This window comes from Alysiella crassa DSM 2578, from assembly GCF_000745955.1.
Taxonomy (GTDB): domain Bacteria; phylum Pseudomonadota; class Gammaproteobacteria; order Burkholderiales; family Neisseriaceae; genus Simonsiella; species Simonsiella crassa.
In genome coordinates, this window is record NZ_KN050786.1 from 138092 (window position 1) to 160581 (window position 22490).

General features: G+C 44.5%; 31 protein-coding genes. 6 read left to right on the top strand and 25 right to left on the bottom strand.

Annotated features, from left to right (window positions below):
• Nucleotides 1–56: 56 nt before the first annotated feature.
• The 21 genes from Q338_RS13090 to Q338_RS13185 all read right to left on the bottom strand — a co-directional run bounded on the left by Q338_RS13090 (nt 57) and on the right by Q338_RS13185 (nt 15914).
• Nucleotides 57–368, bottom strand: a complete 312-nt coding sequence (locus tag Q338_RS13090) for a phage tail assembly chaperone (protein WP_034296385.1) — start codon at nt 366–368, stop codon at nt 57–59.
• Nucleotides 369–447: 79 nt separating this feature from the next.
• Nucleotides 448–1089: a phage tail protein gene (locus Q338_RS13095; protein WP_034296387.1), complete on the bottom strand. Its 642-nt coding sequence runs from the start codon at nt 1087–1089 to the stop codon at nt 448–450.
• 51 nt (nt 1090–1140) lie between these two features.
• Nucleotides 1141–1305 (bottom strand): hypothetical protein, encoded by a 165-nt coding sequence (locus Q338_RS14680; RefSeq protein WP_156961089.1) that lies wholly within the window; start codon nt 1303–1305, stop codon nt 1141–1143.
• Nucleotides 1306–1308: 3 nt separating this feature from the next.
• Nucleotides 1309–1653 (bottom strand): DUF3168 domain-containing protein, encoded by a 345-nt coding sequence (locus Q338_RS13100; RefSeq protein ID WP_034296389.1) that lies wholly within the window; start codon nt 1651–1653, stop codon nt 1309–1311.
• Nucleotides 1650–2117 carry an HK97-gp10 family putative phage morphogenesis protein gene (locus Q338_RS13105; RefSeq protein WP_034296391.1) on the bottom strand — a complete coding sequence of 156 codons (468 nt, stop codon included), beginning with the start codon at nt 2115–2117 and terminating at the stop codon, nt 1650–1652. The genes Q338_RS13100 and Q338_RS13105 overlap by 4 nt, the downstream gene beginning before the upstream one ends.
• Before the next feature lie 4 nt (nt 2118–2121).
• The gene (locus tag Q338_RS13110; RefSeq protein WP_084693611.1) at nt 2122–2439 is read right to left on the bottom strand and encodes a phage head closure protein; all 318 of its coding nucleotides are present in this window, start codon (nt 2437–2439) and stop codon (nt 2122–2124) included.
• A gap of 133 nt (nt 2440–2572) precedes the next feature.
• Nucleotides 2573–3463: a KilA-N domain-containing protein gene (locus Q338_RS15240; protein ID WP_244772887.1), complete on the bottom strand. Its 891-nt coding sequence runs from the start codon at nt 3461–3463 to the stop codon at nt 2573–2575.
• Between the two features lie 416 nt (nt 3464–3879).
• On the bottom strand, nt 3880–4281 hold the full coding sequence (locus Q338_RS13950; RefSeq protein WP_051968666.1) for a hypothetical protein: 402 nt from the start codon (nt 4279–4281) through the stop codon (nt 3880–3882).
• A gap of 95 nt (nt 4282–4376) precedes the next feature.
• Complete coding sequence (locus tag Q338_RS13125) at nt 4377–4673, bottom strand: head-tail connector protein (RefSeq protein WP_034296395.1); 297 nt, start codon at nt 4671–4673, stop codon at nt 4377–4379.
• Entirely contained in the window at nt 4673–4957 is a 285-nt protein-coding gene (locus Q338_RS13130; protein WP_147293706.1) for a hypothetical protein, read from the bottom strand. Before Q338_RS13130 ends, Q338_RS13125 begins: the two co-directional genes overlap by 1 nt.
• A 72-nt stretch (nt 4958–5029) precedes the next feature.
• Nucleotides 5030–6268 carry a phage major capsid protein gene (locus Q338_RS13135; protein ID WP_034296399.1) on the bottom strand — a complete coding sequence of 413 codons (1239 nt, stop codon included), beginning with the start codon at nt 6266–6268 and terminating at the stop codon, nt 5030–5032.
• A gap of 1 nt (nt 6269) precedes the next feature.
• Nucleotides 6270–7109: a head maturation protease, ClpP-related gene (locus tag Q338_RS13140; RefSeq protein ID WP_034296401.1), complete on the bottom strand. Its 840-nt coding sequence runs from the start codon at nt 7107–7109 to the stop codon at nt 6270–6272.
• A complete protein-coding gene (locus tag Q338_RS13145; protein ID WP_034296403.1) occupies nt 7099–7335 on the bottom strand; it encodes a hypothetical protein in 237 nt (78 codons plus the stop codon). Before Q338_RS13145 ends, Q338_RS13140 begins: the two co-directional genes overlap by 11 nt.
• Nucleotides 7322–8551: a phage portal protein gene (locus Q338_RS13150; protein WP_034296407.1), complete on the bottom strand. Its 1230-nt coding sequence runs from the start codon at nt 8549–8551 to the stop codon at nt 7322–7324. The genes Q338_RS13145 and Q338_RS13150 overlap by 14 nt, the downstream gene beginning before the upstream one ends.
• A gap of 56 nt (nt 8552–8607) precedes the next feature.
• Nucleotides 8608–8901, bottom strand: coding sequence for a hypothetical protein (locus tag Q338_RS13155; protein ID WP_034296409.1), 294 nt, complete (start codon nt 8899–8901; stop codon nt 8608–8610).
• Between the two features lie 52 nt (nt 8902–8953).
• Nucleotides 8954–10642: a terminase large subunit gene (locus Q338_RS13160; RefSeq protein ID WP_034296411.1), complete on the bottom strand. Its 1689-nt coding sequence runs from the start codon at nt 10640–10642 to the stop codon at nt 8954–8956.
• 1 nt (nt 10643) lies between these two features.
• Nucleotides 10644–11237, bottom strand: coding sequence for a terminase small subunit (locus Q338_RS13165; protein ID WP_034296413.1), 594 nt, complete (start codon nt 11235–11237; stop codon nt 10644–10646).
• Nucleotides 11238–11401: 164 nt separating this feature from the next.
• Entirely contained in the window at nt 11402–11779 is a 378-nt protein-coding gene (locus tag Q338_RS13170) for an HNH endonuclease (protein WP_084693613.1), read from the bottom strand.
• A gap of 61 nt (nt 11780–11840) precedes the next feature.
• On the bottom strand, nt 11841–12245 hold the full coding sequence (locus Q338_RS13175; RefSeq protein ID WP_034296415.1) for a hypothetical protein: 405 nt from the start codon (nt 12243–12245) through the stop codon (nt 11841–11843).
• A gap of 398 nt (nt 12246–12643) precedes the next feature.
• The gene (locus tag Q338_RS13180) at nt 12644–15586 is read right to left on the bottom strand and encodes a DUF5906 domain-containing protein (protein ID WP_051968667.1); all 2943 of its coding nucleotides are present in this window, start codon (nt 15584–15586) and stop codon (nt 12644–12646) included.
• A gap of 133 nt (nt 15587–15719) precedes the next feature.
• A complete protein-coding gene (locus tag Q338_RS13185) occupies nt 15720–15914 on the bottom strand; it encodes a helix-turn-helix domain-containing protein (protein WP_034296417.1) in 195 nt (64 codons plus the stop codon).
• Nucleotides 15915–16071: 157 nt separating this feature from the next.
• On the opposite strand from Q338_RS13185, the gene Q338_RS13955 reads away from it, so the two are divergent.
• The 6 genes from Q338_RS13955 (at nt 16072) to Q338_RS13220 (ending at nt 19387) form a co-directional block, all read left to right on the top strand.
• Complete coding sequence (locus tag Q338_RS13955; RefSeq protein WP_051968668.1) at nt 16072–16755, top strand: LexA family protein; 684 nt, start codon at nt 16072–16074, stop codon at nt 16753–16755.
• Nucleotides 16756–16930: 175 nt separating this feature from the next.
• Entirely contained in the window at nt 16931–17230 is a 300-nt protein-coding gene (locus Q338_RS13200; protein ID WP_034296419.1) for a hypothetical protein, read from the top strand.
• A gap of 34 nt (nt 17231–17264) precedes the next feature.
• Nucleotides 17265–17942: a hypothetical protein gene (locus Q338_RS13205; RefSeq protein ID WP_034296421.1), complete on the top strand. Its 678-nt coding sequence runs from the start codon at nt 17265–17267 to the stop codon at nt 17940–17942.
• A gap of 62 nt (nt 17943–18004) precedes the next feature.
• Nucleotides 18005–18202 carry a hypothetical protein gene (locus tag Q338_RS13210; protein ID WP_034296424.1) on the top strand — a complete coding sequence of 66 codons (198 nt, stop codon included), beginning with the start codon at nt 18005–18007 and terminating at the stop codon, nt 18200–18202.
• A complete protein-coding gene (locus Q338_RS13215) occupies nt 18199–19095 on the top strand; it encodes a hypothetical protein (protein ID WP_034296427.1) in 897 nt (298 codons plus the stop codon). Before Q338_RS13210 ends, Q338_RS13215 begins: the two co-directional genes overlap by 4 nt.
• A gap of 16 nt (nt 19096–19111) precedes the next feature.
• Nucleotides 19112–19387, top strand: coding sequence for a pyocin activator PrtN family protein (locus tag Q338_RS13220; RefSeq protein ID WP_034296429.1), 276 nt, complete (start codon nt 19112–19114; stop codon nt 19385–19387).
• Between the two features lie 40 nt (nt 19388–19427).
• Here the strand turns inward: Q338_RS13220 and Q338_RS13225 are convergent, their stop codons facing one another.
• From Q338_RS13225 to Q338_RS13240, 4 genes are all read right to left on the bottom strand, one after another.
• Entirely contained in the window at nt 19428–20591 is a 1164-nt protein-coding gene (locus Q338_RS13225; RefSeq protein WP_034296432.1) for a tyrosine-type recombinase/integrase, read from the bottom strand.
• 527 nt (nt 20592–21118) lie between these two features.
• Nucleotides 21119–21415 carry a type II toxin-antitoxin system RelE family toxin gene (locus tag Q338_RS13230; RefSeq protein WP_034296434.1) on the bottom strand — a complete coding sequence of 99 codons (297 nt, stop codon included), beginning with the start codon at nt 21413–21415 and terminating at the stop codon, nt 21119–21121.
• Complete coding sequence (locus tag Q338_RS13235; protein WP_245946741.1) at nt 21405–21653, bottom strand: type II toxin-antitoxin system Phd/YefM family antitoxin; 249 nt, start codon at nt 21651–21653, stop codon at nt 21405–21407. The genes Q338_RS13230 and Q338_RS13235 overlap by 11 nt, the downstream gene beginning before the upstream one ends.
• A 259-nt stretch (nt 21654–21912) precedes the next feature.
• The gene (locus tag Q338_RS13240; protein WP_034296439.1) at nt 21913–22473 is read right to left on the bottom strand and encodes an adenine phosphoribosyltransferase; all 561 of its coding nucleotides are present in this window, start codon (nt 22471–22473) and stop codon (nt 21913–21915) included.
• Nucleotides 22474–22490: the final 17 nt, after the last annotated feature.

A 22490-nucleotide genomic window follows, 5' to 3' on the forward strand; every position in this document is an offset into this window, starting at 1 on the left:
CCAAGCTGCAAGGGCTTGGGGGTCAGGTTTTGCAAACAGGGCTTCAACGGCGGCGATTAGTTTTTTCCAGCTGCTTTGTAATATTCTGCTTCATATGCTTTAAACAGCAAAAAAGCGGATTGTGGATAGTTATCAAATAAAATCATCAAATTATCCTGATTAAATGGCGCATCAATGTCCCAACCCGTTACCATTTCTTTGCCAAATTCGCGGTACACAATACCGTCATCAAACATTTCCGCCAATTTTGTTTGTGGCAAATGCTTGACCGTGAACAACACATCTTCATTTTCCAATTTCCCCGCCACAGGCACGGAAACCAATAATTCAAAAGTGGGATTGGGGTTTAATTTTAATTTTGATGTCATGATTTTTCTTTCAAATAAATGGGGTAAAAAAAATTTCAGGCAGCCTGAAAATGTCAAAGCATTTCAGACCACCCGAAAATCAATAACGCACAGGTTTGGCTGCCAAAGCATAAGACAAACTTACCGCCATCACATTACCTTTTTCCAAAGTAGGGACTTCGTTTAATGACGGATAACCGTTGTATACAATTTGTCCACCGTTTTTCAAATCAATGCGTTTAGGCATAGTACCACCTGTTTCACTTGCGGCTTTGGCGGCTTTGTAACCTGGCAAATTTGGGTCATCGGCAATGGAATAAGTCGCACTCATAGCGGATACTGTAGTAGGAATTTGCCGTTCAAAGTCTTCATTTAAAAAGCCAAAAGTGGCATATTGTTGTTCACCGCCTGAAAATGACACGCTTAAAATTTGTGTGATTTCTGTGAAACCTGTTACTTTGCGGAAACTGCCTACACCCGTTGCAGCAGGGTATTTTTGAGCATCACGCGCGTCCACGCCCAAAATTTTAAAGGAGTTGGCATCAACCGTTTCCACTTTCACGCAACGTTCATTGGTTAAGCTCCAGCCAGACTGAATCACCACAAAATCGCCCGTTGTCAAACCATGCCCTGTACAAGTGGCAACAGGTGGGTTGGCGTTTGTGATGGCTGTGATGTTTTTGGCGGTGGCTAAACCGTTGCCAATGTGGACGGTTGAACCGTCTGCTAAACCGACTGCCATAAGACAATCCTTTCTTTTTAAATAAATTAATCAAATGGCAGCCTGTTTTTTTCAGGCTGCCTGAATCAATCTTTTGAAGTTTTTGGCAAGATTGCAGCCAATTTTGATAGGTTGCCAATTCACGCTTGGCGCGATTTTGTCTTCGGGGTCAGCACGCGCCAACACGCCCTGCCAAGACACGATTTGGCGGCGCAAAAATTCGGTCAAATAGCCCATGATTCACTCCACAAACAAAAAATCTTGTCGCATGCCGCGCCAATCCGTGTCCACATCATGCACCGACACCGCCGCGCCCACATTGGCGCATTCAGGCAGCCTGAAAAGCAGGCTTTCAATTTGCTGGCTGGTTTGAATAGCGGTAACACGGTTTGCCGCCCACACCGTGATTTGTATGCGAATTTCATAGCCGCCAGCCGTTTCACGGTCTAAAAACAGCTTACCAGCCCCACCCACACGCGAAATAATCGCAAGTGGCGGCTTGGCTTGCGGCGGGGCAAAATCGTGGTAAACAGGAAATTCCGCGTTGATTTGCTTGATTTGTTGAATGATTTTTTTCTCAATCATGCTTGTGCCACCGCTCTTTTAATCGTGTCTATAATCAGTTGTTCCGCTTGTGCTTTTTTCGCGTCATAAGCAGGGCGAACAAAAGGATTGGGCGGAACGCGAACCGTGCCATACTCCACCATGTGCGCGTAGGGGACATAACCCAGCGCAGACGAATTTTTGCGCCACGAAATCACATAAGTTTCGCGTTGCCCCTGCATTGATTTGTCGTCAGCGTGCTTGATGTAGATTGATTTTTTCAGGCTGCCTGATTCAAACCAATATTTCTGACCAGCCGAGCCGTCTTTTTTGCGTTTGCTGTAAAACCAATGCCCCTGCTCGCTGACAGGGGCGCGGCTTTGCGCTTCAAGGTAAACCATACGTGCGGCGCGATACACAGCAGGGCGCAAGGCTTCTTGTACCGCATTTTCAATATTTTCAAGCTGCCGAAAAGCGGCGGAAAAATCGCATTTAATTGATAACATTTGCTTATTCCACTTTCAAACACACTAAATCGGTAAAATCCTTGTGTTGATAATCATGCAACACCGCGTCAATCTGATAAATTTCGCCCCGATAACGCACCTGCATACCCGATTGAATTTGCTCATTAAAGCGTATGCGTATGCTGGCTTTTACGCTTTCGGTTTGCGTGTCCGCTTTAATCGCTTGGCTGCCTGAAACATGGCGGATATTTGCCCACAGGCGCAAAAAAAACGCCCATTCTTGGACGTTTGCGCCTGTTTCATCTTGCACCGCGTGAAAACGCCAAATTTCCACGCGGTTTTTAAGTGAACCTGCTTGCATAATGATTACCTTTTTAGCGGAAAATTTACCAATTAAGAATAAAATCCTAATTAAACAAAATCAATTAGTTATAGCAATAGATTGAAGAAACCACCTATACGGTAATAAAGTATAGGTGGCTTCCATTTTTCGCTTAACTTAAGCGGGCTTTTTTCACATTTTGCGCCATTTCAAACACCATAAATGCTAAATTATTGATTTGCATGGTTACATGATGTAAGGTGCTGGTATTGGTAGCATCAAATTCATCACTTTTAATAGCCAAAGTAACCATTAAATCAAATACATCTTTCAACTCCATAGCGTCCTGAATAGCATCTTCATAGCTCAAATCTGTTTCGCCAGCACCGTATTGATACAGGAATGTGCCAATATTGTGGTCTTTTTGCTTGGGTTCTGGCAACCTGAACGCAGCACTTTTATCTAATGCCGTATCCAAAAACTCGCCAATCATGCTCTTTTCATCTCGGCTTAATCGGGTAAAGGTTGGTTTGGGCTTTTCTCCATGCCTTAATGGATTATAAGTTAATAAACTTTCTGCAAAAAAGGAAATGGCACGTCCAAATTCTTCTTGTGTAAATTGAGTAATATCGCGTTCACCAAAAGACACTTTAGCGGCACCAAACATAGAACGCATTAAGTCCATCATATCATAATGCGGGTGGACACGCGCAAATTGGAAACACAAATGCGGCAACAACGCAACTTGCTCATGGCTAATTTTGTTAGATTGCACAGAGTGTTTTCCGTTTAACATATTTTCAATTTGTTCATCGCACCACACGGCAAATTTGGGATTGAGCCAACGGGCAAAATGAATGGCTAATTTGGGGTGTAACCATGTGCCTTGTTCGTGGGATAAACCACCTTGTTTGACGATAACTAATTGATTTTGTTCCGTTGGGATTTTTGTCCTAACGCTCAAATGTTCTGCCAAAGCTGCGATATATTCTTGAGTTTGTTCGGTTTTTAAATAATCTTTTGGGATTTTATTAAAATACTTGGCAACCGCCGTTGCATTCAAAAAGCATCACCGCTAAACAAAACGGGAACGGTCTCAAAAGACAGGGTTTGAATTTGAGTGTTCATTTTAAAGTTCCTAATGTAAGTTGGAAATCCCGACCTAACACCAAATAGGGCGGGCAAACTGGCGGATTGGCGTACCGTCCACTAGGTAACGGCGTATCTTGCGATACTCCGCCAGCTTACCCATAAAATTGGTAACTTTAAAATGCAACAAAAGAACCGCACAAGGACGGCTTTGAAGCCCAGTGATAAACGGAACGCCAATTCCGCACGACTGATTGAAGTCGTATCGGTATATTAGCGATACTTTTTTTTGGTGTCAATCTTAATTTCAAAAGGGTGGAAAAATTTCCACATATAAAAAACCGCCATGTTTGTAACATAGCGGTTTTTTTGGGTTCAGGCTGCCTGAAATTATTTAGGTTCAATGTAAGGGAATACCATGCCACGAAAGCCAATTTCAATGTGATTGACTTTATTTGCCTCAATTCTGACTTTACGCATAGCAGGCGAAAATCCCTGTGTGCCACATAAGCCGTTACCTTGTGGGTCGGTTATCACACTGAATAAACTGCTTCCAGTAGGCAAGTAAACAGTTACCTTTTCGCCAGCCGCCATTCGTGCAATCAACGTTTCTTCGTACATTACACCTACATGGCACGCTGCACCCATAAATTGATTAAGGCGCGTAATTTGCACGGTGGCATGATTGGCTTGTGGTGTTTGGTATGCTAACACACGCTCGCTAGGTGTGGTATTTGATGTTGCCGCGCAAGCGGATAGCAGCAAAGCAGCGAGTAATACAGGGACTTTCATTTTCGTTAAATCCTGTTAATTTAAAGAAAATGAATTGTAAAGAAAATGGATTATTTTGGCTAGTTTTCAACCCAAAATAACCCAAATCCACTTCACTACAAACCAGCGTGTTTGCGATACTTATCCAGCAATTTATGCGCGGCAACGGGTACGCCGTTTTGGTCTTCACGGTGGGCATACCGCCATGAAAAAACCAGTAAAATTGCCGTCTGAATATCCGCATTCAAAATCACGCCGTCTTGCTCGCCTTTTTCCTGCTCACTGGCAAAAAGTGGCGTGTTCAGATATTCACGGCAATGCGCGATTGCACCCTGCAACAACAATTCCAGCAATGGGTCTTCATCATTGCCGTCAATTCTGGCGTGCAACTTGGCGATTTCCAGCGTAACCATTAGCTTTGCTCGCTGTTTACGCCGTCATTGGGCTGCTCGCCATCGGGCGTGTCGCCATTTTCGCCATTGCTGGACTGCTCGCCGTCATCTTGTTTGGGCGGATTGTCGTCATTGGCGGGCGATTTGGGCGGTTCGGCTTGATTGCGCTTACTTTCTTTGTTGGGCAATGCCCCAGCTTCACGCGCCGCGTCTTCAAGCTCTTTGGGGCAGTCATCGCCTTTGGCGTAATCAACTGGGTAAAATGCGCCATTTGGCACACCGCGAAAGGGTTTAATCAGTTTCATATTGATTTTCCTTAAAATATTCGTAGGGTGGGTGCTTGCACCCACCATTTCAGGCTGCCTGAAAAATGGCAATTACGCCGCAATTTTCAGCAAACGCATGGCTTCGGGATTGCTCACGCCACCGCCCACGCGCTTGGTGGTGTAAAACTGCACATAGCCTTTTTTCGTCAAATTATCCCGCAAAACCGAAACGCCCTTGCGGTCTAAAATCATGTAGCCGCGTTTAAAATCACCAAAAGCAATCGGCAAAGCATTGGCTGCCACATCAGGCATTTCTGCCATTTCAACAACGGGATAGCCCAACAAAGTGCTAGGCTGTCCTGCTTGCAAACTGGGCTGCCAAATGGGGTTGCCGTCCGCGTCTTTGAGCTTGCGGACAACAGCAATGGTATTGCGGCTCATCAAAAATTGGGCATTTTGCGCGTAAATGCTGGGCAAGCTGTACACCAAATCAATCAAACCATCGTAAGTGATTTTATTGGCATCACCGCTTTTCACAACTTTAATCGCGCCCAACGGGTGCTTGGTGGCATTTGTGCCACCTTCCGCATAAGTCAGCAAACCCGTTGGCTTGCCGTTTTCGCCATCGCCTGTAAAAAAGGCTTTATTTTCTTGCAGGGTAAATTCATTCTGCACTTCGGTTGCCAAAAATTGCCCCAAATCAATCTCGGCATCGTCCAAAATCTGCTGTGTAGCAGATGGATTGGCATAAACTTCGCCTGTTTCAAATTTCAGCGTTTTAAATGTGGGGGTGTTGGTATTGGGGCGTTCGTCCGTTTCTCCCACCCAACCGCTTGTTGAGCCATGCAGGTTGTACAACTTTTCAAAAGTCGGCTTGCTGGTCGGCTGAACAAAGAAAACCTGACGGGCAGGCGAAAACTCTTGCAATTTATCGGTAATCGTTCTGTCCCACTCGGTCGGCACAAGATAACCGCCGTTGCCATTGTCCGATTTTTTCAATTCACTGTGAATGTCGCCCATGCGCATATAAGCCAAAATCGCGTCATGCGCGGCTTTATCTGCCGCATTCGGGCTGCCCACACCGCCATTCAGTTGCAAGGCAGCAATCTGTTCCGACAAGCTGTTGATGGTCTGTTCGCTTTGCGCCAACTGTGTTTTCAGTGCGTTCACGGTTTCGGTATCAGCCGCTTTGGCGATTTGTTCTTTCAATGCGCTGATTTCATTGTCTTTACTGGCTTTCAATTCATTGATTTTTGCCAAAATTTGCGCCACGCCATCATCTTCATTGGCTTGTGCAAACACGGCTTGCAAACCGCGTGAAATGGGTGCTTTTGTGATGTTTTTCATCATGTTAATGCTCCAAAGAGTTTAATTGTTCAAGAATTTTGGAATAGTCAGCGCGTGGCTTGACCAAAGAAGAACCGACCGCAGCGCGTGGCATGGGGTCGGCTTTGTAATTTTGCAAAATTTGGCGCGATTGGCTGCGGCTCAAACCTTGGGCGCGTAGGGCTTGTTCAATTTGCGCCTTGGCTTTGCGTTGGGCTTGATTTGGGTCGGGTTCGGTTTTCACTTTTTCAGGCAGCTTGCCTGTGGCAAAACCCTGCTCAATCGCGTTTTCCGCATTGAGCCAAGTTTCCGCGTCCATCATTTTCACGATGTCGGCGTGGTCTTTGCCCGATTGCGTGGCATACAAATTCGCCATTGCACCGTCAATCTCCGCCATCAGGTCCATGGATTGCTGCAAATCCACGCGGTTGCCTACACAATAGCCCCAGCAGTTGTGTATCATCATAAACGTGCCTTCGCCCATCAAAATCTCATCGCCAGCCATGGCAATCACGCTGGCTGCGCTTGCCGCATCGCCCAACACCTGCACCGTGATTTTATGGGGGTGGGCAATCAGCAAATTGTAAATCGCAATGCCATCAAAATAGCTGCCACCGGGGGAATTGATGTTCACGACCACATCGCCCTTACCTTGCAAAAATTCGGACACGGCAGACGGTGTAATGGGTGTTGGTGTGCCGCTCCAATCATCGCCCACAATGCCATACAGTTCCAAAACATTGCCGTCCGATTGGGCAGCGCGTGGCGTTTCAGGTTGCCAATGCGCCAGCGCGTCTTCGCGTGGGTCAAAATTGATGTTTTTGCTTTGTTTGGCTTGGATTTCAGGTAATTTTTTAATGCTCATTGCTGTTTTCCTTTTCAGGCTGCAAATCATTCATTTTTTGGATAAACGCTTGCACATCAGGGTCATTTTGCCAACATTTCACAAGGTCAAACGATGGCTCAACGTATTCCAAACCGCTCAAATCACGCAATTCCACTTCGTTTTTGTCGTTTTCATCGGCAAGCACCAACATCAGCTTACCCAAACGAATGTGTCTGACCACATCGCCTTTTTCAATCAGATACATTGTCTTTATCCTTGTTTTTACTGTTGTTTTGCTGCGGTAATTTATCCGCCTCGGGGTCGTCCATGCGCGGAAAATCGGTTTTTTCGCGCACTTCGTTTTGCGTCAGCCAGCCTTTCGCTCCACCGCTCCCCAAAGCCTTACTGAAATAAGCCGCTTGTTCTTCGGGCGAGCCGCGCAAAATCGCGTCTGCATTGAATTTAAACGACAAATCGCGCTGCTCACTGGGCGACAACAGCGCAATTTGCAAAGCCTGTTCCCACATCGTAAAAATCGGCAACAGGCTGTACTTGTGAAAAAACAAACCAAGCTGCGAAATGCCACTGCCCCAGCTTGTGTCGTCCATCATCAACAGGGGGCGCGGCACGCCAAACAATCGGGCGACTTCCTCAATTTGGTGGTTGCGCTGTTCAAGGTGTTGGGCATCGCTTGCGCTGTTTGCCCACTTTTCCGCTTTCAAGCCCTCTTCCAAAATCATGAAATCGCCAGCATTTTCAACACCCTTGTGTCGTTTTGCCATGCTGTCCAGCAAACGGTTGTAGGCGTTGTCGCTCAATTTATTGGGCGTGGACAAAGCCCCACCAGCCAGCACCCCATTTTTAAACAGGTTTTCAGCCGCATTTTCCGCGTCAAAGGCAATCCCTAGGGCTTTGGCTGCCAATTTAATGCGCGATACGCCCACAATGCCGTCTTCGCTGACATCGCGCAGGTGCAAAACATCTTTGCCGTCCAGCACCACAATGTTGCCTTTTTTGCTGGTAACGGTGTATTTGATTGAAAAATCATCATTTTGTTCCACCTGCACCTGATTGGGGTGTATGGGGTGCAACGCCATGACTTTACCGCCCACACCGCGCACAATCTTGGCATAAGCATTGCCATACAACAAAACCCATGATTGCATTAAGGTTTTGAATGTATAAGCAGTTTGGTAGGTGTTGGGCTGGTATTTGAGCAGATAAAAAGCAGGGTGGTTTTGTGCGGTTTGCTTGCTTTCGCCGCGCTCAATCAGATTGAGCGGCAACATACCCACCGTTTGTGAAATCAAACTCACACAGCGCAACACCGCCATATTGCTTAAAGCCTTGCGGTCGCGGACTTGTGCGCCAATCTGCCCCGAACGGATAAATTCCAACAGCGCAGGGTCGTTTAGCCCATTGAATTTTTGGCTGTCGTTTTGCGAGCGTGGGCGGCGTGGTGTTTTTTTGTGTTTTGCCATTGTCTTGTCTCAAATCATTTTAGCTACGCTGAACTTCGTTTCAGGCTGCCTGAAAGTCAGCGTTCATCACTAACGGGACTTTTACCAACCCAATGTGAGCCAATTTCTGTAATGCCAATTCCCGAAATGCCAATAAATTCTTTTCCTGTTTTATTGTCTTTAATCAAGTAGATACCGCGATTGTTTTGGTATGCAAGGTCATCATGAAAACGGGCAATGCGCGTTACCTTAACGCGTCCTTGGTTCTCCATTTCTACCTTTTTTTGTTCTTTAAGCCTCGCGCTCTCGGCTTCAATTTCACCGCAAGCTGCCAACATCAACAAACTGGTTAAGATAATCAAAAATTTCATATTTAATCCCTTTCAAATTTTTTATTTCAGGCTGCCTGAAATCAACGGCGTTTTAAATCATGCGAATACCGCGCGTTTCATACACACTTTCCTGTGGCGCGGCAGGATTAAGCGACATCAAATGCACCGCATTAAACAATGCCATAAGCGGGTCAATTTTCGCGCTGCCGCTTGCCTGTTTTGTGATTAAAATGCCATTGGCGCGTGCTTCGGCTCGGGCATTGCCCACCACCCAATCCATCATCGGGCGATTGCCGTGTTTCAGGCAGCCTTCCGCCAATTTGCGCTCCGTGGTTTTGATTGCGCCACCCAAACGCCAACCCTGCGACACGCCCACCGTTTGCGTTTCGGCAATGCCTTGTTCCAGCAGCGCGTCCAAAATCGCGCCTACGCCGCTCGGGTCCAGCCCAATTTTGTCCAACAAGCCCATTTGGTTGATTTGGGCGCAAATGGCGGCAATGTCTGCCGTGTCTTCGCCTATGCGGTTTACCAGCGTTAAATCGCCCTGTTTGGCAAAATCGTGCAATTTGCTGGCAATCTCCTTGCGCCTTTGCAACACAGATGGGTGCGCCCAAGCGTGGTGCCACGCCCACCATTCACGCGGATTGGCTTTGTTGCGCCCCACCACCGCCAAGCCCAGTAAATCGTCCAATCCACCACCGTCTATGCCCACCGTTACCACTTCACTGTTTTCCAGCACATCATTCAGGCTGCCTGAAACCAAAGTCCCCTGTTGCTGCCAAAATTCCGCGCCAGCCCAATAATTTGCCGTCAGCGACAAACCAATCGGCACATTCAAGTGTTTTGCCATAAAGCGGCGCACGGCAATGTCATTGTCCTGTTTCGCGGTCTGATACTCGCCCAGCAAAAAGGCTTCCGAAACGGAAGCCCCTAGGTTTGGATTGGTAATGTAAAAATTTTCAGGCAGCAAATGTTCCCCATTTTCAATCATCTCATCGGGAAACTCATACAAAACAGGCAAAAAGCGTTTGTTCTCCACTCTGCCGTCTCGCACATCGCGGGCGCGTTTGAGCAAATCGGCAAACACACCGCTTGGGGCTTCGTCCGAATGCGTGGACAAATAAATCACAAAGCCCTCGGGGCGCGAAGCCAAACCGCCTTTTGCTTCCACAAACATATCTGCTGCGCGTGGTCTTTTGCCAAACAGCCATACTTCTTCAATCAACACACCCGTCCCCTTAATGCCTGAAACGGTGTCGCTTTCGGCTGCCAAAATTTTCAGCGTTGCGCCTTTCAGTTGATGGCGGATTGTGCGCGTGTGTTCGCTGATTTTGAACAGGTCCGACAATTCGGGGTCGGCTTTAATCATCGCTTGAACAGGCTTGAAACTGTTGTTTGCCACTTCAACTGTGGGGGCGATGATAAAAAATTCGGCTTCATGCCGCCAATTCAAAATCAACGCCGTAAGCATAATCCCTGCCGAAATGGTGGATTTGGCGTTTTTCTTGCTGATTAACAAGAAAAATTCTTGGATTAGCCGTTGCCCTGTTTCATGATTGTACGCGCCAAAAATCGCCCCGACAAAATCGTAAACCCATTGGCGCGTGATGTCGCCAATTTTGGGAACACCCGCCACGTCCGCCAATACCAATTCTTTGAACACGCGCAAGGCGAGTTCCGCTTGTTCAGGGTAAATGGCGGGGCAGGGTACGAGCGATTGTTTGGTGCGTATGCGTTGCTGCCAATCGGGGCAAGCTGTGGTGTAGTGTGGGTGGCGCATTTCAGTTCAACAGGCTCATTTGGATTGGTTGTGGCGCGTCCAATGCTTTAAAGCGGCTGCTTTGTCCAGCATTGCGGGCGCGTTCTAATTCGGTTTCTTTTTTGCCCTGGTCGCCCACTTTGCCGTGAACGAATGGCAGCAGGGCTTTGGCGGAATCTTGCTGCTCTTTGCTCAACCGAATAATCCCCAGCATGGATAGCTCCAAGCGGTCTTTCGGGTCAAGCTGGTTGTATTGTTTGCCCTCAAATTCCACGATTTTGCCACGAAAAATAACGGGCTTTTCAATCTCCACCGTGCCGATGACCTGTTTCATCATCACAACGTATTCATCAGGCGCGGTGGGCGTGGGGGTTTCGCTGGTTTGTGGTGGTGGATTTTGGGGTGTGGCTGGCGATGGCTCGGCTTTCAGGCTGCCTGAAAGCGGTTCGCCTTTCATTTCCGCGATTAGGCGGATTATTTCAGGGTCTTTCGCCAAGCGGCTACCTGCTTGGCTGGAGGTTTCGGCTTTGTAGCCCGCCAAAATCGCGGCTTCTTTGTTGCTTTTACCCGCCACGACTGCGGCGGCGAATGCGCGGTATTTTTCTTCTTTTGTCATGTGTCGCCTCCTTTCTGTGTGGGCGGTTTCAGGCTGCCTGAAAATGGGGAAAGATGAATGAAATTCATGATGTTAAATGTTTAACTTTAACACATTTTCAGGGGGATTTTTTCTGCGAATGGGAGTACGGGCGGTGTCCGCAGGCAAGCCCTGCCAGACTTTTGCTACCCCCACCCCATTTGACTTTCATTCGCGGTTTTTACCTTGTGGCAATCGGTACAAAGCGTTTGCAAATTACCCAAATCGTCCGTTCCGCCACGCGCACGGTTGATAATGTGGTCGGCACACAGGTTTTCAGGCAGGCAAACACGCTGGCAATGACGACAAGTGTACTTATCGCGCAACAAAACCTGCTCACGCAACCGCCGCCAAGCCCGACCACCACGACCTTGCCCCCAATTTTCAGGCTGGCTGCCTGAAATTCGGTTTGATGGCGCAACCGACAAGCGCGATTTGACTGTTTTTAATCTTGCCACAACACAAAATCCCAAAGCAAAACCGCCGTGTTGCACAAAGCAAACGGCGGTTTGGTTAATCTGCATCTTTGGCTTAATCGCATTTAAGCCAAATTTTTGCACATTTTGATGTTAAAACCCTACAAAGTCAAGCGCGATTAACAAGATTTTTAACAAAATCATCATCAAGAATTTGTTTTAACGATAAATTTAAATTTCTTTCATACCCCTTCAAACTGATAGACATTAACTCCGCTTTCTTTTTTTGTGAGCAACTCAACAAAAACTCACAAAAAATGGTCTCACGCCTGCGATTTGGTAAGTGTTCAATCAGACAATCCAGCCGATAAAAAATTGGATTGTGCTGTCGCTTTTGGCAAATGCCCAACGGCTCAACCGAGCCAAAACCACTGCCACCGCCAACATCGCCCGACATCAAGCGATAAATCAAATTTGGGGGCGACAAATACTCATGTGTGATTTCAATGTTTTTTTTCCACTTTGCCCAGCCTGTAAGCAGGGCACGAACTGCCAACAAATTGTCTTTTGTCATTACTCAAATCCAAAGCAATGACCCTTAAAACCTGATAGCCCTGTCATTATTGCAAGGCTTTTATTTTCAATTCAGGCAATTATAAAGTTTTTCATGCTGCCTGAAAATAGATAATCCATTTGGACAGATTTAGACAACATTTTTCCATTTTTTTGACTGTTTTTTTCCTTTAAAAACATGATTTAGACAATCTTTCCAATTTGGACAGTATTTAAAATTGTTTATAGAGAATAAAAAATAAAAAAGCAAAATAGAATAAAAAGCGCGAGAACAAAATATTCTCGCGCACGGATTAAAAACTCTGTCCAAATTGGAAAGATTGTCTAAATCATGTTTTATAAGTATTTTTTGCTTGGAAAAATGGTGTCTAAATACTGTCCTAATCCGTCCAAATGACATTATAATGCAGGCAAATGAGGCAAATGAATACTTGCTGCTTTATTGAAAGCGACTACTTGCTTACCCAAATATTCTGCTATTGTGATAAGCTCCCCATGCGAGCCAGAACGAGCAGTATGCGCCGTATTAGGTTCAGGATATTTTTCGCCATCAATTTCAGAGTGTGGCAACACAAAAACATCAATTTTTTTTGTATCCCATTCCAATTTACATTGTGTACGATAAACACGTTCAAATTTACAAGCAATTGAATTGAAAAATTTATCTTGCGACATTTTGAATGTTTTTGTGTAATCACACCACCACACATAAACCGCCCACAAGTCTTTTTTACGACATGAAACAAATGGCAAATTTTCAATTTCGCCATTTTTCCATGCTTCATAGAATGCTTCCCAGCTTTGCCTACTCAACCCAATCATGCGCTGCTTGATTGGGGTCATGATTGGCTTACTATGGGGGGTAAACTTGCGCCAGTTTCCATCATTATCACTATAAAACAAAGGTAGTGCATGGAGAAATTCAGCAAATACAGACAACCCACCATTTTCTATTTCAGCCATTAAACGCTCGTGTGCCTCTTCTGAATATTTTTCTTTGCAATGCATCGTCATAAAACGGCGGTCATTGGTTTCCATCGGGATTGAACGGGCATCATTAGAGTTGATGACATAGCTGTTGAAATCACTAAATTCCTGTACATCTCGCCCTTTGTTTTCAATCATAATGGTTTCGCCTGAAATCATGTCTTTCAACTTACCAATTACGTTCATGCGCTCATCAGACGGCGCAATTTCTTCAAAAACAGTCATAAGTGCAAATTTCAGTGATGAATTAAAACGGCTTTCTAACGCATTCTGGTTTAATTTACGATAATATTTGGTAAATAAACCTTTTAGCACCTTGTCTGCAAATGTAGATTTCCCGACACCTTGCACTTCTGAAATAAAAACCAATGTAGTAGGTGGTTTTTCATGAGGAAAACGCAAACGGCACGCCAACCAACACAAAACCCAGCGATAAACACGCATGGACACCTCGCCATTACCTGAACATAAATGCCAAATTAAGCCTAAAATTTCTTGGCAGCCTGAAAATTTAGGATACATTTCATGCAATAAAGTTTTCTCGGGCATTTCAGGTAGTTTTTCAAATTCAATATCAAAACCATTGAACTTATTGATGTATGACACATTTTTATTGCCATCATCATCTTCATAATAAGAAATACCAACAGGCAATTTCGGGTCAAACACATAATTGCTAATTGGGCATACCAAGCGAGCAGGTGATTTTGCCCAATCTTCAAATTCTTCAGGAATGGCTGCTTTAACTGCCGCCAAGCTCACCACGTCATCTAATTTGATGTCGTAAGCATCAGTTGTGCCGTCCAAATAAATGTAACGATTCAATATGTTGGCAAAATCACGATTTTTTGCTTTAGCTTCCAAAACCAATTTGCTGCTTAACATTTGCGCCTCAAATTCAGGCAGCCTACGTTGATTTTTGTGGTAGGTCCAGTTCAAAACCGCGTCTTTGGTAAAAATTTTCTCTAATTGACGGCGCGATAAAGTTTCACCTGTTACTAAATTAATGGCTTTTTCTTTTTGCCCAATCGCTGCATAATTTTCAAGCAAATGATTTAATAAGTTGTCTTGTGGTGGTAAGTTGCCAAATTCTTCATCATTTACCGCGTTTTCGCCCTGTGTTTGCCCCGCAAACACCCCAATAGGCTGTGTGTGCGCCCCTGAATTTTCCAACATTTTAACAGATTCATCAGCGCACACACTCCTTTTTTCTGAATGCGCGAAAACTCTTGCAAAATCAGCTTTTAAGTCTGCAAAATCAATCAGCCAATCGCCCATATTTTGCCAACTCAAAATATCATGCGGTGGCAATTTCGCGTAAATGCCTTCTTCCAATGCGTCTGTAATGTCGTAGCCATCAGGCAACACACCTACATCGGGCAGCTTCACAAACGCGCAATCGCAACCCAATTCGGTCAATTTTTCAGCCACACCCATCATGGCTTTCATGCCGCCCTGCTTGTATTTGTGCAAAAATGGCGCATTGTCTTCCGTCATACCTGATTGAATTTGCTGATTATTGGGTTTAATGCGTTTGCTGTCTGCGTCTGCCCATAAAATCACGCGTCGACCCGCGAGCGGCGACCAGTCTGATTTGTCCCACGCATTGCAGCCGCCATGCCATGTTACTGCCACTACACCCAATTCAGCATAGTGAGCAGCTTGTTTGCATTTTTCCCCTTCCACGACCAGCACGATTTTATCTGGATTTTGCGCCAAGACTTCCAAACCATAAAGCGGGCGCAAACCGTCCCAGCATTTGTATTGCCAGCCGTTTGTGTTTGTTTTACTGTCGTGGCAAAACGTGTATGGCAAATCCACTTTGCGACCGTCCGAGCCGATAAACCGACCCACGCCACCCAAAATACGCCCCTGTTCATCTCTGAAAACGTGTTTCATAACAGGGTATTCGCCTTTTTTATCATTGCGATATTTATGAAAGAAAGTCATTGACTTTAAAGCATAATCAGGCACAGGCACAATCGGCGTAAAGCGGTTTTCAGGCTGCTTTTTGACAGGTTCGGGCAAAGGTTTCGCTGTGAATGTTTTGCCGTTTTCGCTTACCGACAAACCCAACGCGTCTGCCATCAATTCTTTGGCTTCTACAAACGAGCAGCCATACACCGCCATTACCAAATCAAACGGGCTTGCGCCATCAGGCTGGCATTGGTTACAAATCCAAGTGCCTGAATTTTTATGATTGGTATAGCGGTAGCGGTCTGTACCGCCACAATTTGGGCAGGGCTGATGTTTGCCATTCAACAAATCATTTGGCACACCTACGCGCTCTAACAAAGTCGTCCAATTGCCGCCTACGGCTTGCTCAATGTCTTGTTTTGAGATTTTATTATTCATAATCAACTCTCTAAAATTTCAGGCTGCCTGAAAAAAGGCAACAAAAAGACCTGCCCCCCCCAATTCAGGGATTGGGCAGGCATAAAATCCAGCAGGGTCAAAAAATGGCTGGAACAGGGTAAACTTAAACTATCTACTCATTTTCCATCTGCATAATAGATTGATGATATTCAAAAATCTCTTTATGCCGTCTTGAAAATGGGGTCTGATTTAACCCTGCGATAATGCGGCTGATGGTTGGTTGAGGGACTTTGGTTGCAATGCTAATTTCATGCTGACTTTGTCCTAAATCAATGAGTTCATTAAGTAATTGTTGTGTGGTTTTCATAAGAAATTCCTTGTCTCGCTAAATCAATGCAAATATGATAATTCATTTTTAAATTACAGTCAATTCAATAACGAATTATTTAATGCGGTTATTGATACGTTACCGTATCATTGAGCTTTCATTTAGAGCATTTTTGACTGAATAAAAAGGTTTTATTATGAGTACTCAAAAAATTAGTGTTGCGGGAAAAAATTTAGCTTATTTGATGGAGAGGCAAGGTTTTAATGCAACATCATTAGTAGCTGAAATTAAAAAAGAAAATCCAAATTCAAAAGCAAATCAACCAACGCTTTTTAGAATTATCACAGGAGAGACCGAAGACCCAAAAGAAACCAGCTTACAGCCATTTGCGGATTATTTTGGCGTAGAAGTTGCAGATTTGAGAATGAGAGATTTAACAACTGCCAGCCATTCTAATACTTTACCAATCATGGGCTTACACGGTAGAATACCAATTATTGATTGGAAAAATATTCAAGATTGGATTTCTATGGAGCATAATGCAATAACAATTCAAGAATGGCGAAGTACAACACGGCGGCACGGCAAAAATACATTTGCCTTAAGGGTGGCAGGTATTAGTATGTTAAATTATGGGCATCGTGAATCATTTGAAGATAATGATGTTATTTTAGTAGACCCTGATAAAACTGCGGTAAATGGCAGTCTTGTAATTGTACAAATTGATGACACAAAAGGATTTACTTTTAGAAAGTTATATATTGAAGGTGATAAAATGTATTTATACGCATTAAACCCCAACTGGAATCCGTTAATCATGGAATTAAACGATTTCAGTATGATTAAAGGTGTTGTTTTTGAAAAACAAGTTGATTTTTAAATTCGCTTTATAATAAAAAACCCGCTCTTATGCTTCAAGAGTGGGTTTTTTTATTGTTAATTCAATCTATTAATTCAGTTTTGAATTAAATTATCCAATTCTGTATTGAATTTTGTAATTCAATATCGTATCATTCGGGCATTGCATTTATTTCAATTAAATAAGGTAGCCTGAAATGGAAAGTATCGTAATCCAAATCCACCCATTAAAAAACATCGCACACAAGCCGATTGCCGTAGCAGAATTTGTCCCCGAACGCAAAGGCTTAGCATTTTGGCGGCGCGGCAAAGATGGTTTGTTTAGTGAATACCCCTTGCGCCCGTGCGACACGCTCAAAGAAGCGCGAACCTATATTCAACGCTGCTATTTCAACGACAAAGTGGCAACTGAAGCGACCGCATCGCGTAAAAGTAAACCGCGCCTATCGTCAGTCAAAATCAAAAAAACACAACCCGATTTATTTCAGGCTGCCTGAAACCCATTTTTTAACTTTTTTTGGAGTATGAATCATGACCCAAACTCAAATTTCCGTTAGCTCATCAACCGAGCCTGTTGCAATCAACGAAGACGACCGTGTTCATTTCAGCATTGCTCAAATGCAAAGCACACGTTTGGCAGAAGTAAAAGCTGCTTTCCCAGCTTGTCAAAATATTTTGTCTTTATTGCAACATTTGCATAGCGATTGCGCCGACCCTGAAGCTGCTACTATTTGCACACTAGAATGGATTGCAGGTGCATTGCGTGCCGCGCCCATTCAAACGCATATCGCGTTTTGTGATGGACAAGGCGCAGGTAAAACATTGTTTACCCAAGTGATTTTAAAGCCCATTTTTGGCAACAAAACGCGACTGGATATTAATGGAGCATACCTGCCTTATTTGCAATTTATTGATGAATTGCAAGGCGATTTTTACAAACAAATGGAAGAGAAAATTTTGGCTACGCCCAATACCAAATTCTACGATGGCAAGGCTTCTGCCCTGATTTTTCAAACAAATTTGCACATTCCACCATGCCCATCAAATCGTATTGTGCGTATTGCGCGCTGCAAAACGCCGTTGCCTTACGATTTGTTTAGTGAAGTTATGAGCGAAATTGAGGGCAAGGGATTGATGACATTTGCAGATTTATTACATCAAATCCGCCCCGATACGCTCCCATTGCCCAATTTAAACGCGATTTACTAACCCAAAATCAAAAGCAGCCTGAATTTTCAGGCTGCCTGAAACCCCACCCAAAGGAAAAAATCATGACAGACTTTCTGATTTGGTATTTCAATTTAACTGCATTACAAGCCGTTGAATTTATGTTTAAAGCATTGTTATTGATGATTTTATTTAGTTTGCCTGTGATTGCAGCATACGCGGTATTTCGCCGTTTTGTCCACGCCCAAAACCATTCAGACAGCCTGAAAACCCATTCTGAATTTGCGGAAACTGAATCATGAGCTTAAAAGAAAAATTTGCCGCGAAAAAAGCCAAAAAAGAAAACGACTGGGCGCGTAAACAAAGCAAAACCATCATTACAGGCAAACCACGCACAGGTCGCACAGCCCATGAAATCGCTGCTTTCCGCAAAATGCGCGAAATGGAACGCGAGCGGCTGCAGAGCGGTACGCCACACAGCGAAGCGGAAATCGCCGAAATCGCAGCCGAAAACCGCTTTGCGCTCGCCCAAATTCGCAATGGCGAAAATCTGATTCACGCCATTGGAAATTATGAAAAATTGGCGCGAAATATGATGGTATTCGCTAAACTGTTTGAAAGTAAACGGCTTTTACAGATTTGTGAAACCGCGCAGACAGCCTTAAAGTGCCAGCCTATCGCTACCATGCCCCTGATTGAATTGGACGAATGGACACAAGTGTTTATGCGCGAACTGATTAGCAAGGAAGCGGCGGATATTGTTAGCCAATACTGTACGGCGGTTCAAATGGCTCTGTATGTGATTGATTATAATAAACATGGAATCAAAGTATTGGACGCGATGAAAGCCATTCAAAAAGGTGCAAGCAGTCGCACGCTCGCCAAGGAATTCGGGCAGCCTGAAACGCAATTTCGCAAACTGATTTTGCAGGCTGCATTGGATTTATACCGTGTCGCAGAGTGCATTGTGCATTTAGACCCGCCGACAAAAATAGCTGATTTACGCACAGAAACATGGGACAAAGCCACAGACAGTCAATTTTTGATGGAATTTTTGCATAAATCCAAAAACTTATGGCTGCTTCCATTTGAACACCGCACGGGCATCAGCATAATCAATCACGAAAAATTTGTAGCAGATATTTTGGCGATTGAATATTTGAATAATCATCTAACTTATTCATTTTCAGAATAATTTTAAAGGGGTAAGCATGAGAAACAGAACCCAACTCAGCACCGCATTTATGCTTGCGCTTCGTTATCAAGATACGATTATCCCGCTTGCCGATGTGTGCAGCGATTATTTAACGCATTTATCGCTTAAAACAGCAAAAGAACAAGCTGCGGCACAAACGCTGCCATTCCCTGCATTCAAAGCTGCGAATAGTCAAAAAGCCGAATACTTTGTTTCCATTGAAGATTTGGCAATGTGGATTGACGCGAAAAAAGCCGAAGCCAAGCGCGAATGGGAAAAGGTCAATCATTAAATTCAGGCAGCCTGAAATTTTGGTTTCAGGCTGCCTGAAATCATTTTTGCGCCATGGCAAACGCCATCGCCTCATCAAAATCTAGCCGATTCGGGCGTGGTCGCGTTGCCATGTTTACATATCGCTGCAAAGTCTTCCAATTTTGATGTAGCGTGATTTGTTGCATTTGTGGCACGGTCAAGCCATTTTCTGCGAGCCGCGTTGCCCCCTCATGCCGCAAATCGTGAAAACATAAATCTTGAATATTCAAAGTCTTGCAAGCAGTTGTGAATGCTTTGCTAATGGCGCGTGGGTCGCCACCAATTAAATAATCAGGCGATAAACCCAGTTTCGCCATGCGCCCACGAATTTCACTGCTCGCCAGCGTATCAATCACGGTTAATGTATCATCGCGCACTAAAAATGTATGATGATTGCCTTTGCTGCCGCGCGGGTGTTTCATGTCGCGTACCAGCCATTCTTGATGTTCTCGGTCAAAATCAGCCCATTCTAGGCGACAAATTTCCCCTTCACGGCGGCATGAGTAAATCGCAAACCAAATAATTAAGTGCATTGGATACTTACATCGCCCCCAGTGTTTTTGCCAGCTTTGGTAGAAATACGCGGTTAATTGTAATAGCTCGTCGCGTGTTGGTAAACGTGTCCGCTCGTCGGCGCGACTAATCAGGCGACTACGGCGCAAGCCTTCTATTGCCATATCCAAATTTTGCCAATCTACCGCCAATCCCCACACAAAATAAGCGTGTTTTATTAAAGCGCGTAAATGGTGCAAATCATGCTCTACGGTTGCGCCCTTTACTGCTAAAATTCCCTTTTCAGGCTGCCCATTGCGCCGCAAAATGGCAAATTCGGCAATATCCGACCGCCGCAAACGATTGAGCCGAATATCGCCAATCGGAAAATTTGCCATAAATTCAAGCGTTGATGATTTGGTTCGTCCGAATTGCCCTTCATGTTCTTGATTGTAGCGTTGTATTGCTTCGCGCAAAGTAGGGAAAACTTCACTTTTTCGTTTGCCGTCCAATAAAATATCGGGATTGGCTTCAATTTCTGCTTCGCGCCTTTTCAACCAAGCAACCGCAAGAATACGTTTACTGAATGTTCGGCTCTCGCTAAAATTGGGATAACCTATTTTTTGTATGCGAATTTGGGCGCGGTAAACAATTTCGCCCGATGGATTTTTTCGTTTGATGATACTGCCCATTTTACACCTGTTTTCCTGTTCAAAAATGGTGTAAATATGGTACATGAAATATCCCCGAATATCCTTTTAAGTCGCTGAATATCGGTAAATATCGCCTAATTTTTTTGAATAATGTGTAATTAAAACAACATAGTTATTGAAAATAAACGAGAAATCTCTTTACACTCGCGGCTATGTGCGCTGGGGAAGAGATTAGTTGGTCGGTTCAAGTATAGTGAATTCAATTTAAACCAGTACAGCGTTGCCAGCTCCCTTATGTACTATGTGTACACGGCGGTCGCTGTCGCCTTGTCCTGATTTAAATTGAATCCACTATATAAATTAAATTGCAGCCTGAAAATTATTTTTCAGGCTGCCTTTCAGTACACGATAACTATATGTAGGGTGCGTATTACGCACCAAAATACCCAATATTTTTAATGATTTGATGCGTGGTACGCACCCTATATTTTGAGTGTTGGTAAAAATTGTCGTGTACTGTAAGGCTGCCTGAAACCGCTTTGTTTTTCATAGCAAAGCGGTTTCATTCACTCATCATTATGCAAACGATTTTGCGCGGTATCGTATACCGCATTGCGTTCACGTTTGCCAACCGAAATCACGCTAACCACAATCACGTTATCATCAACATGATACACCAAACGATAACCTGCGCGGCGCAATTTAATTTTGTAGCAATCAGGCATATTGTGCAAAGCAGCAGATGGCACACGCGGATTTTCCAAACGCCTTGCCAACACATTTTTAAATTGTTGCTTAATGCTGTTGTCCAATTTATCCCATTCGCGCTGTGCTGATGGGTAAAATGCCAGTTCATAGCTCATCTAAATTTACCTTGACACTTTTTTCGTTGTTCATGCGCTGGCGCACGATTTCGGCATCTTCCAAGTCTTCCAAATAATCCATTAATTGCTCATAATAAGCGGCTGGCACCAAATAGGCTTCGGGGCGATTGTGGTTCAACACCGCCACTGCGCCCACTGCTTCATTTATGATAGTGGCATAATTGCGTTTTAAATCAGTAACACTCACAGCATAATCGGCTAAAACGGCATTCATCATCATTGCTCCTATTTGAAAAATAATGCTTTATTTTATGTCTAATTTCATGTGTTGAACAGTGTTTTTTTAGGTGCTAAAGATGTTCAGGCTGCCTTTCAGTACACGATAAAAATAACAGTAGCGCATCAAATTTACCACAATATTTAAATTATTCAGCGTACTTGGTGCGCACGGCGCATCCTACATTTTCTACACTTTCAGGCAGCCTGAAAACCAAAAAACACACGGAAAACGGTATTCCGTGTGTTTTTTAATTTAATTACATCGCCCCATCATTTTGCAACAGCGTAAATAGGGGAACGTGATTTTCGCGGATTTTTTTGCCGCCGTCCAAATCGGTAAATTCCAAAATCGCGCAGGCTTCCACCACATTGCCGCCCAATTTGCGAATCAGCTCCACGCCCGCCAACATCGTGCCGCCTGTCGCCACCAAATCGTCCACCAGCAAAACGCGGGCGGCTGGTTGAATTGCGTCTGTGTGGATTTCTACGGTGGCGTTGCCGTATTCCAGTTCGTAGGTTTGCGAAATGGTTTCATAGGGCAATTTGCCTTTTTTGCGAATGGGGACAAAACCCACGTTCAATTGATACGCCAACGCCGCGCCAATAATAAAACCACGCGCGTCCAAACCCGCCACCACATCAATTTTCTGCCCCATATAACGATAAGTCAGCAAATCCACCAGTAAACGGAAATATTCTGGGCTTTGCAACACGGTGGTGATGTCGTGAAACAAAATGCCTTCTTTGGGGAAATTGGGGATTTTGCGGATTTTTTCGGCGAGCGCGTCCACGCCCATCACGTCTGGGTGATACATCATTTTGTTGATTTTCCTTG

Coding starts and splice junctions, on each gene's coding strand:
- Q338_RS13125 (WP_034296395.1), bottom strand. CDS start 4,673: ATGGTTACGCTGGAAATCGCCAAGTTGCACGCCAGAATTGACGGCAAT.
- Q338_RS13185 (WP_034296417.1), bottom strand. CDS start 15,914: ATGAAAACCACACAACAATTACTTAATGAACTCATTGATTTAGGACAA.
- Q338_RS13140 (WP_034296401.1), bottom strand. CDS start 7,109: ATGAGCATTAAAAAATTACCTGAAATCCAAGCCAAACAAAGCAAAAAC.
- Q338_RS13095 (WP_034296387.1), bottom strand. CDS start 1,089: ATGGCAGTCGGTTTAGCAGACGGTTCAACCGTCCACATTGGCAACGGT.
- Q338_RS13175 (WP_034296415.1), bottom strand. CDS start 12,245: ATGACAAAAGACAATTTGTTGGCAGTTCGTGCCCTGCTTACAGGCTGG.
- Q338_RS13225 (WP_034296432.1), bottom strand. CDS start 20,591: ATGGGCAGTATCATCAAACGAAAAAATCCATCGGGCGAAATTGTTTAC.
- Q338_RS13160 (WP_034296411.1), bottom strand. CDS start 10,642: ATGCGCCACCCACACTACACCACAGCTTGCCCCGATTGGCAGCAACGC.
- Q338_RS13130 (WP_147293706.1), bottom strand. CDS start 4,957: ATGAAACTGATTAAACCCTTTCGCGGTGTGCCAAATGGCGCATTTTAC.
- Q338_RS13110 (WP_084693611.1), bottom strand. CDS start 2,439: ATGCAAGCAGGTTCACTTAAAAACCGCGTGGAAATTTGGCGTTTTCAC.
- Q338_RS13100 (WP_034296389.1), bottom strand. CDS start 1,653: ATGATTGAGAAAAAAATCATTCAACAAATCAAGCAAATCAACGCGGAA.
- Q338_RS13950 (WP_051968666.1), bottom strand. CDS start 4,281: ATGAAAGTCCCTGTATTACTCGCTGCTTTGCTGCTATCCGCTTGCGCG.
- Q338_RS13145 (WP_034296403.1), bottom strand. CDS start 7,335: ATGTATCTGATTGAAAAAGGCGATGTGGTCAGACACATTCGTTTGGGT.
- Q338_RS13170 (WP_084693613.1), bottom strand. CDS start 11,779: ATGCAGATTAACCAAACCGCCGTTTGCTTTGTGCAACACGGCGGTTTT.
- Q338_RS13240 (WP_034296439.1), bottom strand. CDS start 22,473: ATGATGTATCACCCAGACGTGATGGGCGTGGACGCGCTCGCCGAAAAA.
- Q338_RS13180 (WP_051968667.1), bottom strand. CDS start 15,586: ATGAATAATAAAATCTCAAAACAAGACATTGAGCAAGCCGTAGGCGGC.
- Q338_RS14680 (WP_156961089.1), bottom strand. CDS start 1,305: ATGGGCTATTTGACCGAATTTTTGCGCCGCCAAATCGTGTCTTGGCAG.
- Q338_RS13155 (WP_034296409.1), bottom strand. CDS start 8,901: ATGAAATTTTTGATTATCTTAACCAGTTTGTTGATGTTGGCAGCTTGC.
- Q338_RS13090 (WP_034296385.1), bottom strand. CDS start 368: ATGACATCAAAATTAAAATTAAACCCCAATCCCACTTTTGAATTATTG.
- Q338_RS13235 (WP_245946741.1), bottom strand. CDS start 21,653: ATGATGAATGCCGTTTTAGCCGATTATGCTGTGAGTGTTACTGATTTA.
- Q338_RS13200 (WP_034296419.1), top strand. CDS start 16,931: ATGGAAAGTATCGTAATCCAAATCCACCCATTAAAAAACATCGCACAC.
- Q338_RS13955 (WP_051968668.1), top strand. CDS start 16,072: ATGAGTACTCAAAAAATTAGTGTTGCGGGAAAAAATTTAGCTTATTTG.
- Q338_RS13215 (WP_034296427.1), top strand. CDS start 18,199: ATGAGCTTAAAAGAAAAATTTGCCGCGAAAAAAGCCAAAAAAGAAAAC.
- Q338_RS13165 (WP_034296413.1), bottom strand. CDS start 11,237: ATGACAAAAGAAGAAAAATACCGCGCATTCGCCGCCGCAGTCGTGGCG.
- Q338_RS13220 (WP_034296429.1), top strand. CDS start 19,112: ATGAGAAACAGAACCCAACTCAGCACCGCATTTATGCTTGCGCTTCGT.
- Q338_RS13150 (WP_034296407.1), bottom strand. CDS start 8,551: ATGGCAAAACACAAAAAAACACCACGCCGCCCACGCTCGCAAAACGAC.
- Q338_RS13230 (WP_034296434.1), bottom strand. CDS start 21,415: ATGAGCTATGAACTGGCATTTTACCCATCAGCACAGCGCGAATGGGAT.
- Q338_RS13210 (WP_034296424.1), top strand. CDS start 18,005: ATGACAGACTTTCTGATTTGGTATTTCAATTTAACTGCATTACAAGCC.
- Q338_RS13105 (WP_034296391.1), bottom strand. CDS start 2,117: ATGTTATCAATTAAATGCGATTTTTCCGCCGCTTTTCGGCAGCTTGAA.
- Q338_RS13135 (WP_034296399.1), bottom strand. CDS start 6,268: ATGATGAAAAACATCACAAAAGCACCCATTTCACGCGGTTTGCAAGCC.
- Q338_RS13205 (WP_034296421.1), top strand. CDS start 17,265: ATGACCCAAACTCAAATTTCCGTTAGCTCATCAACCGAGCCTGTTGCA.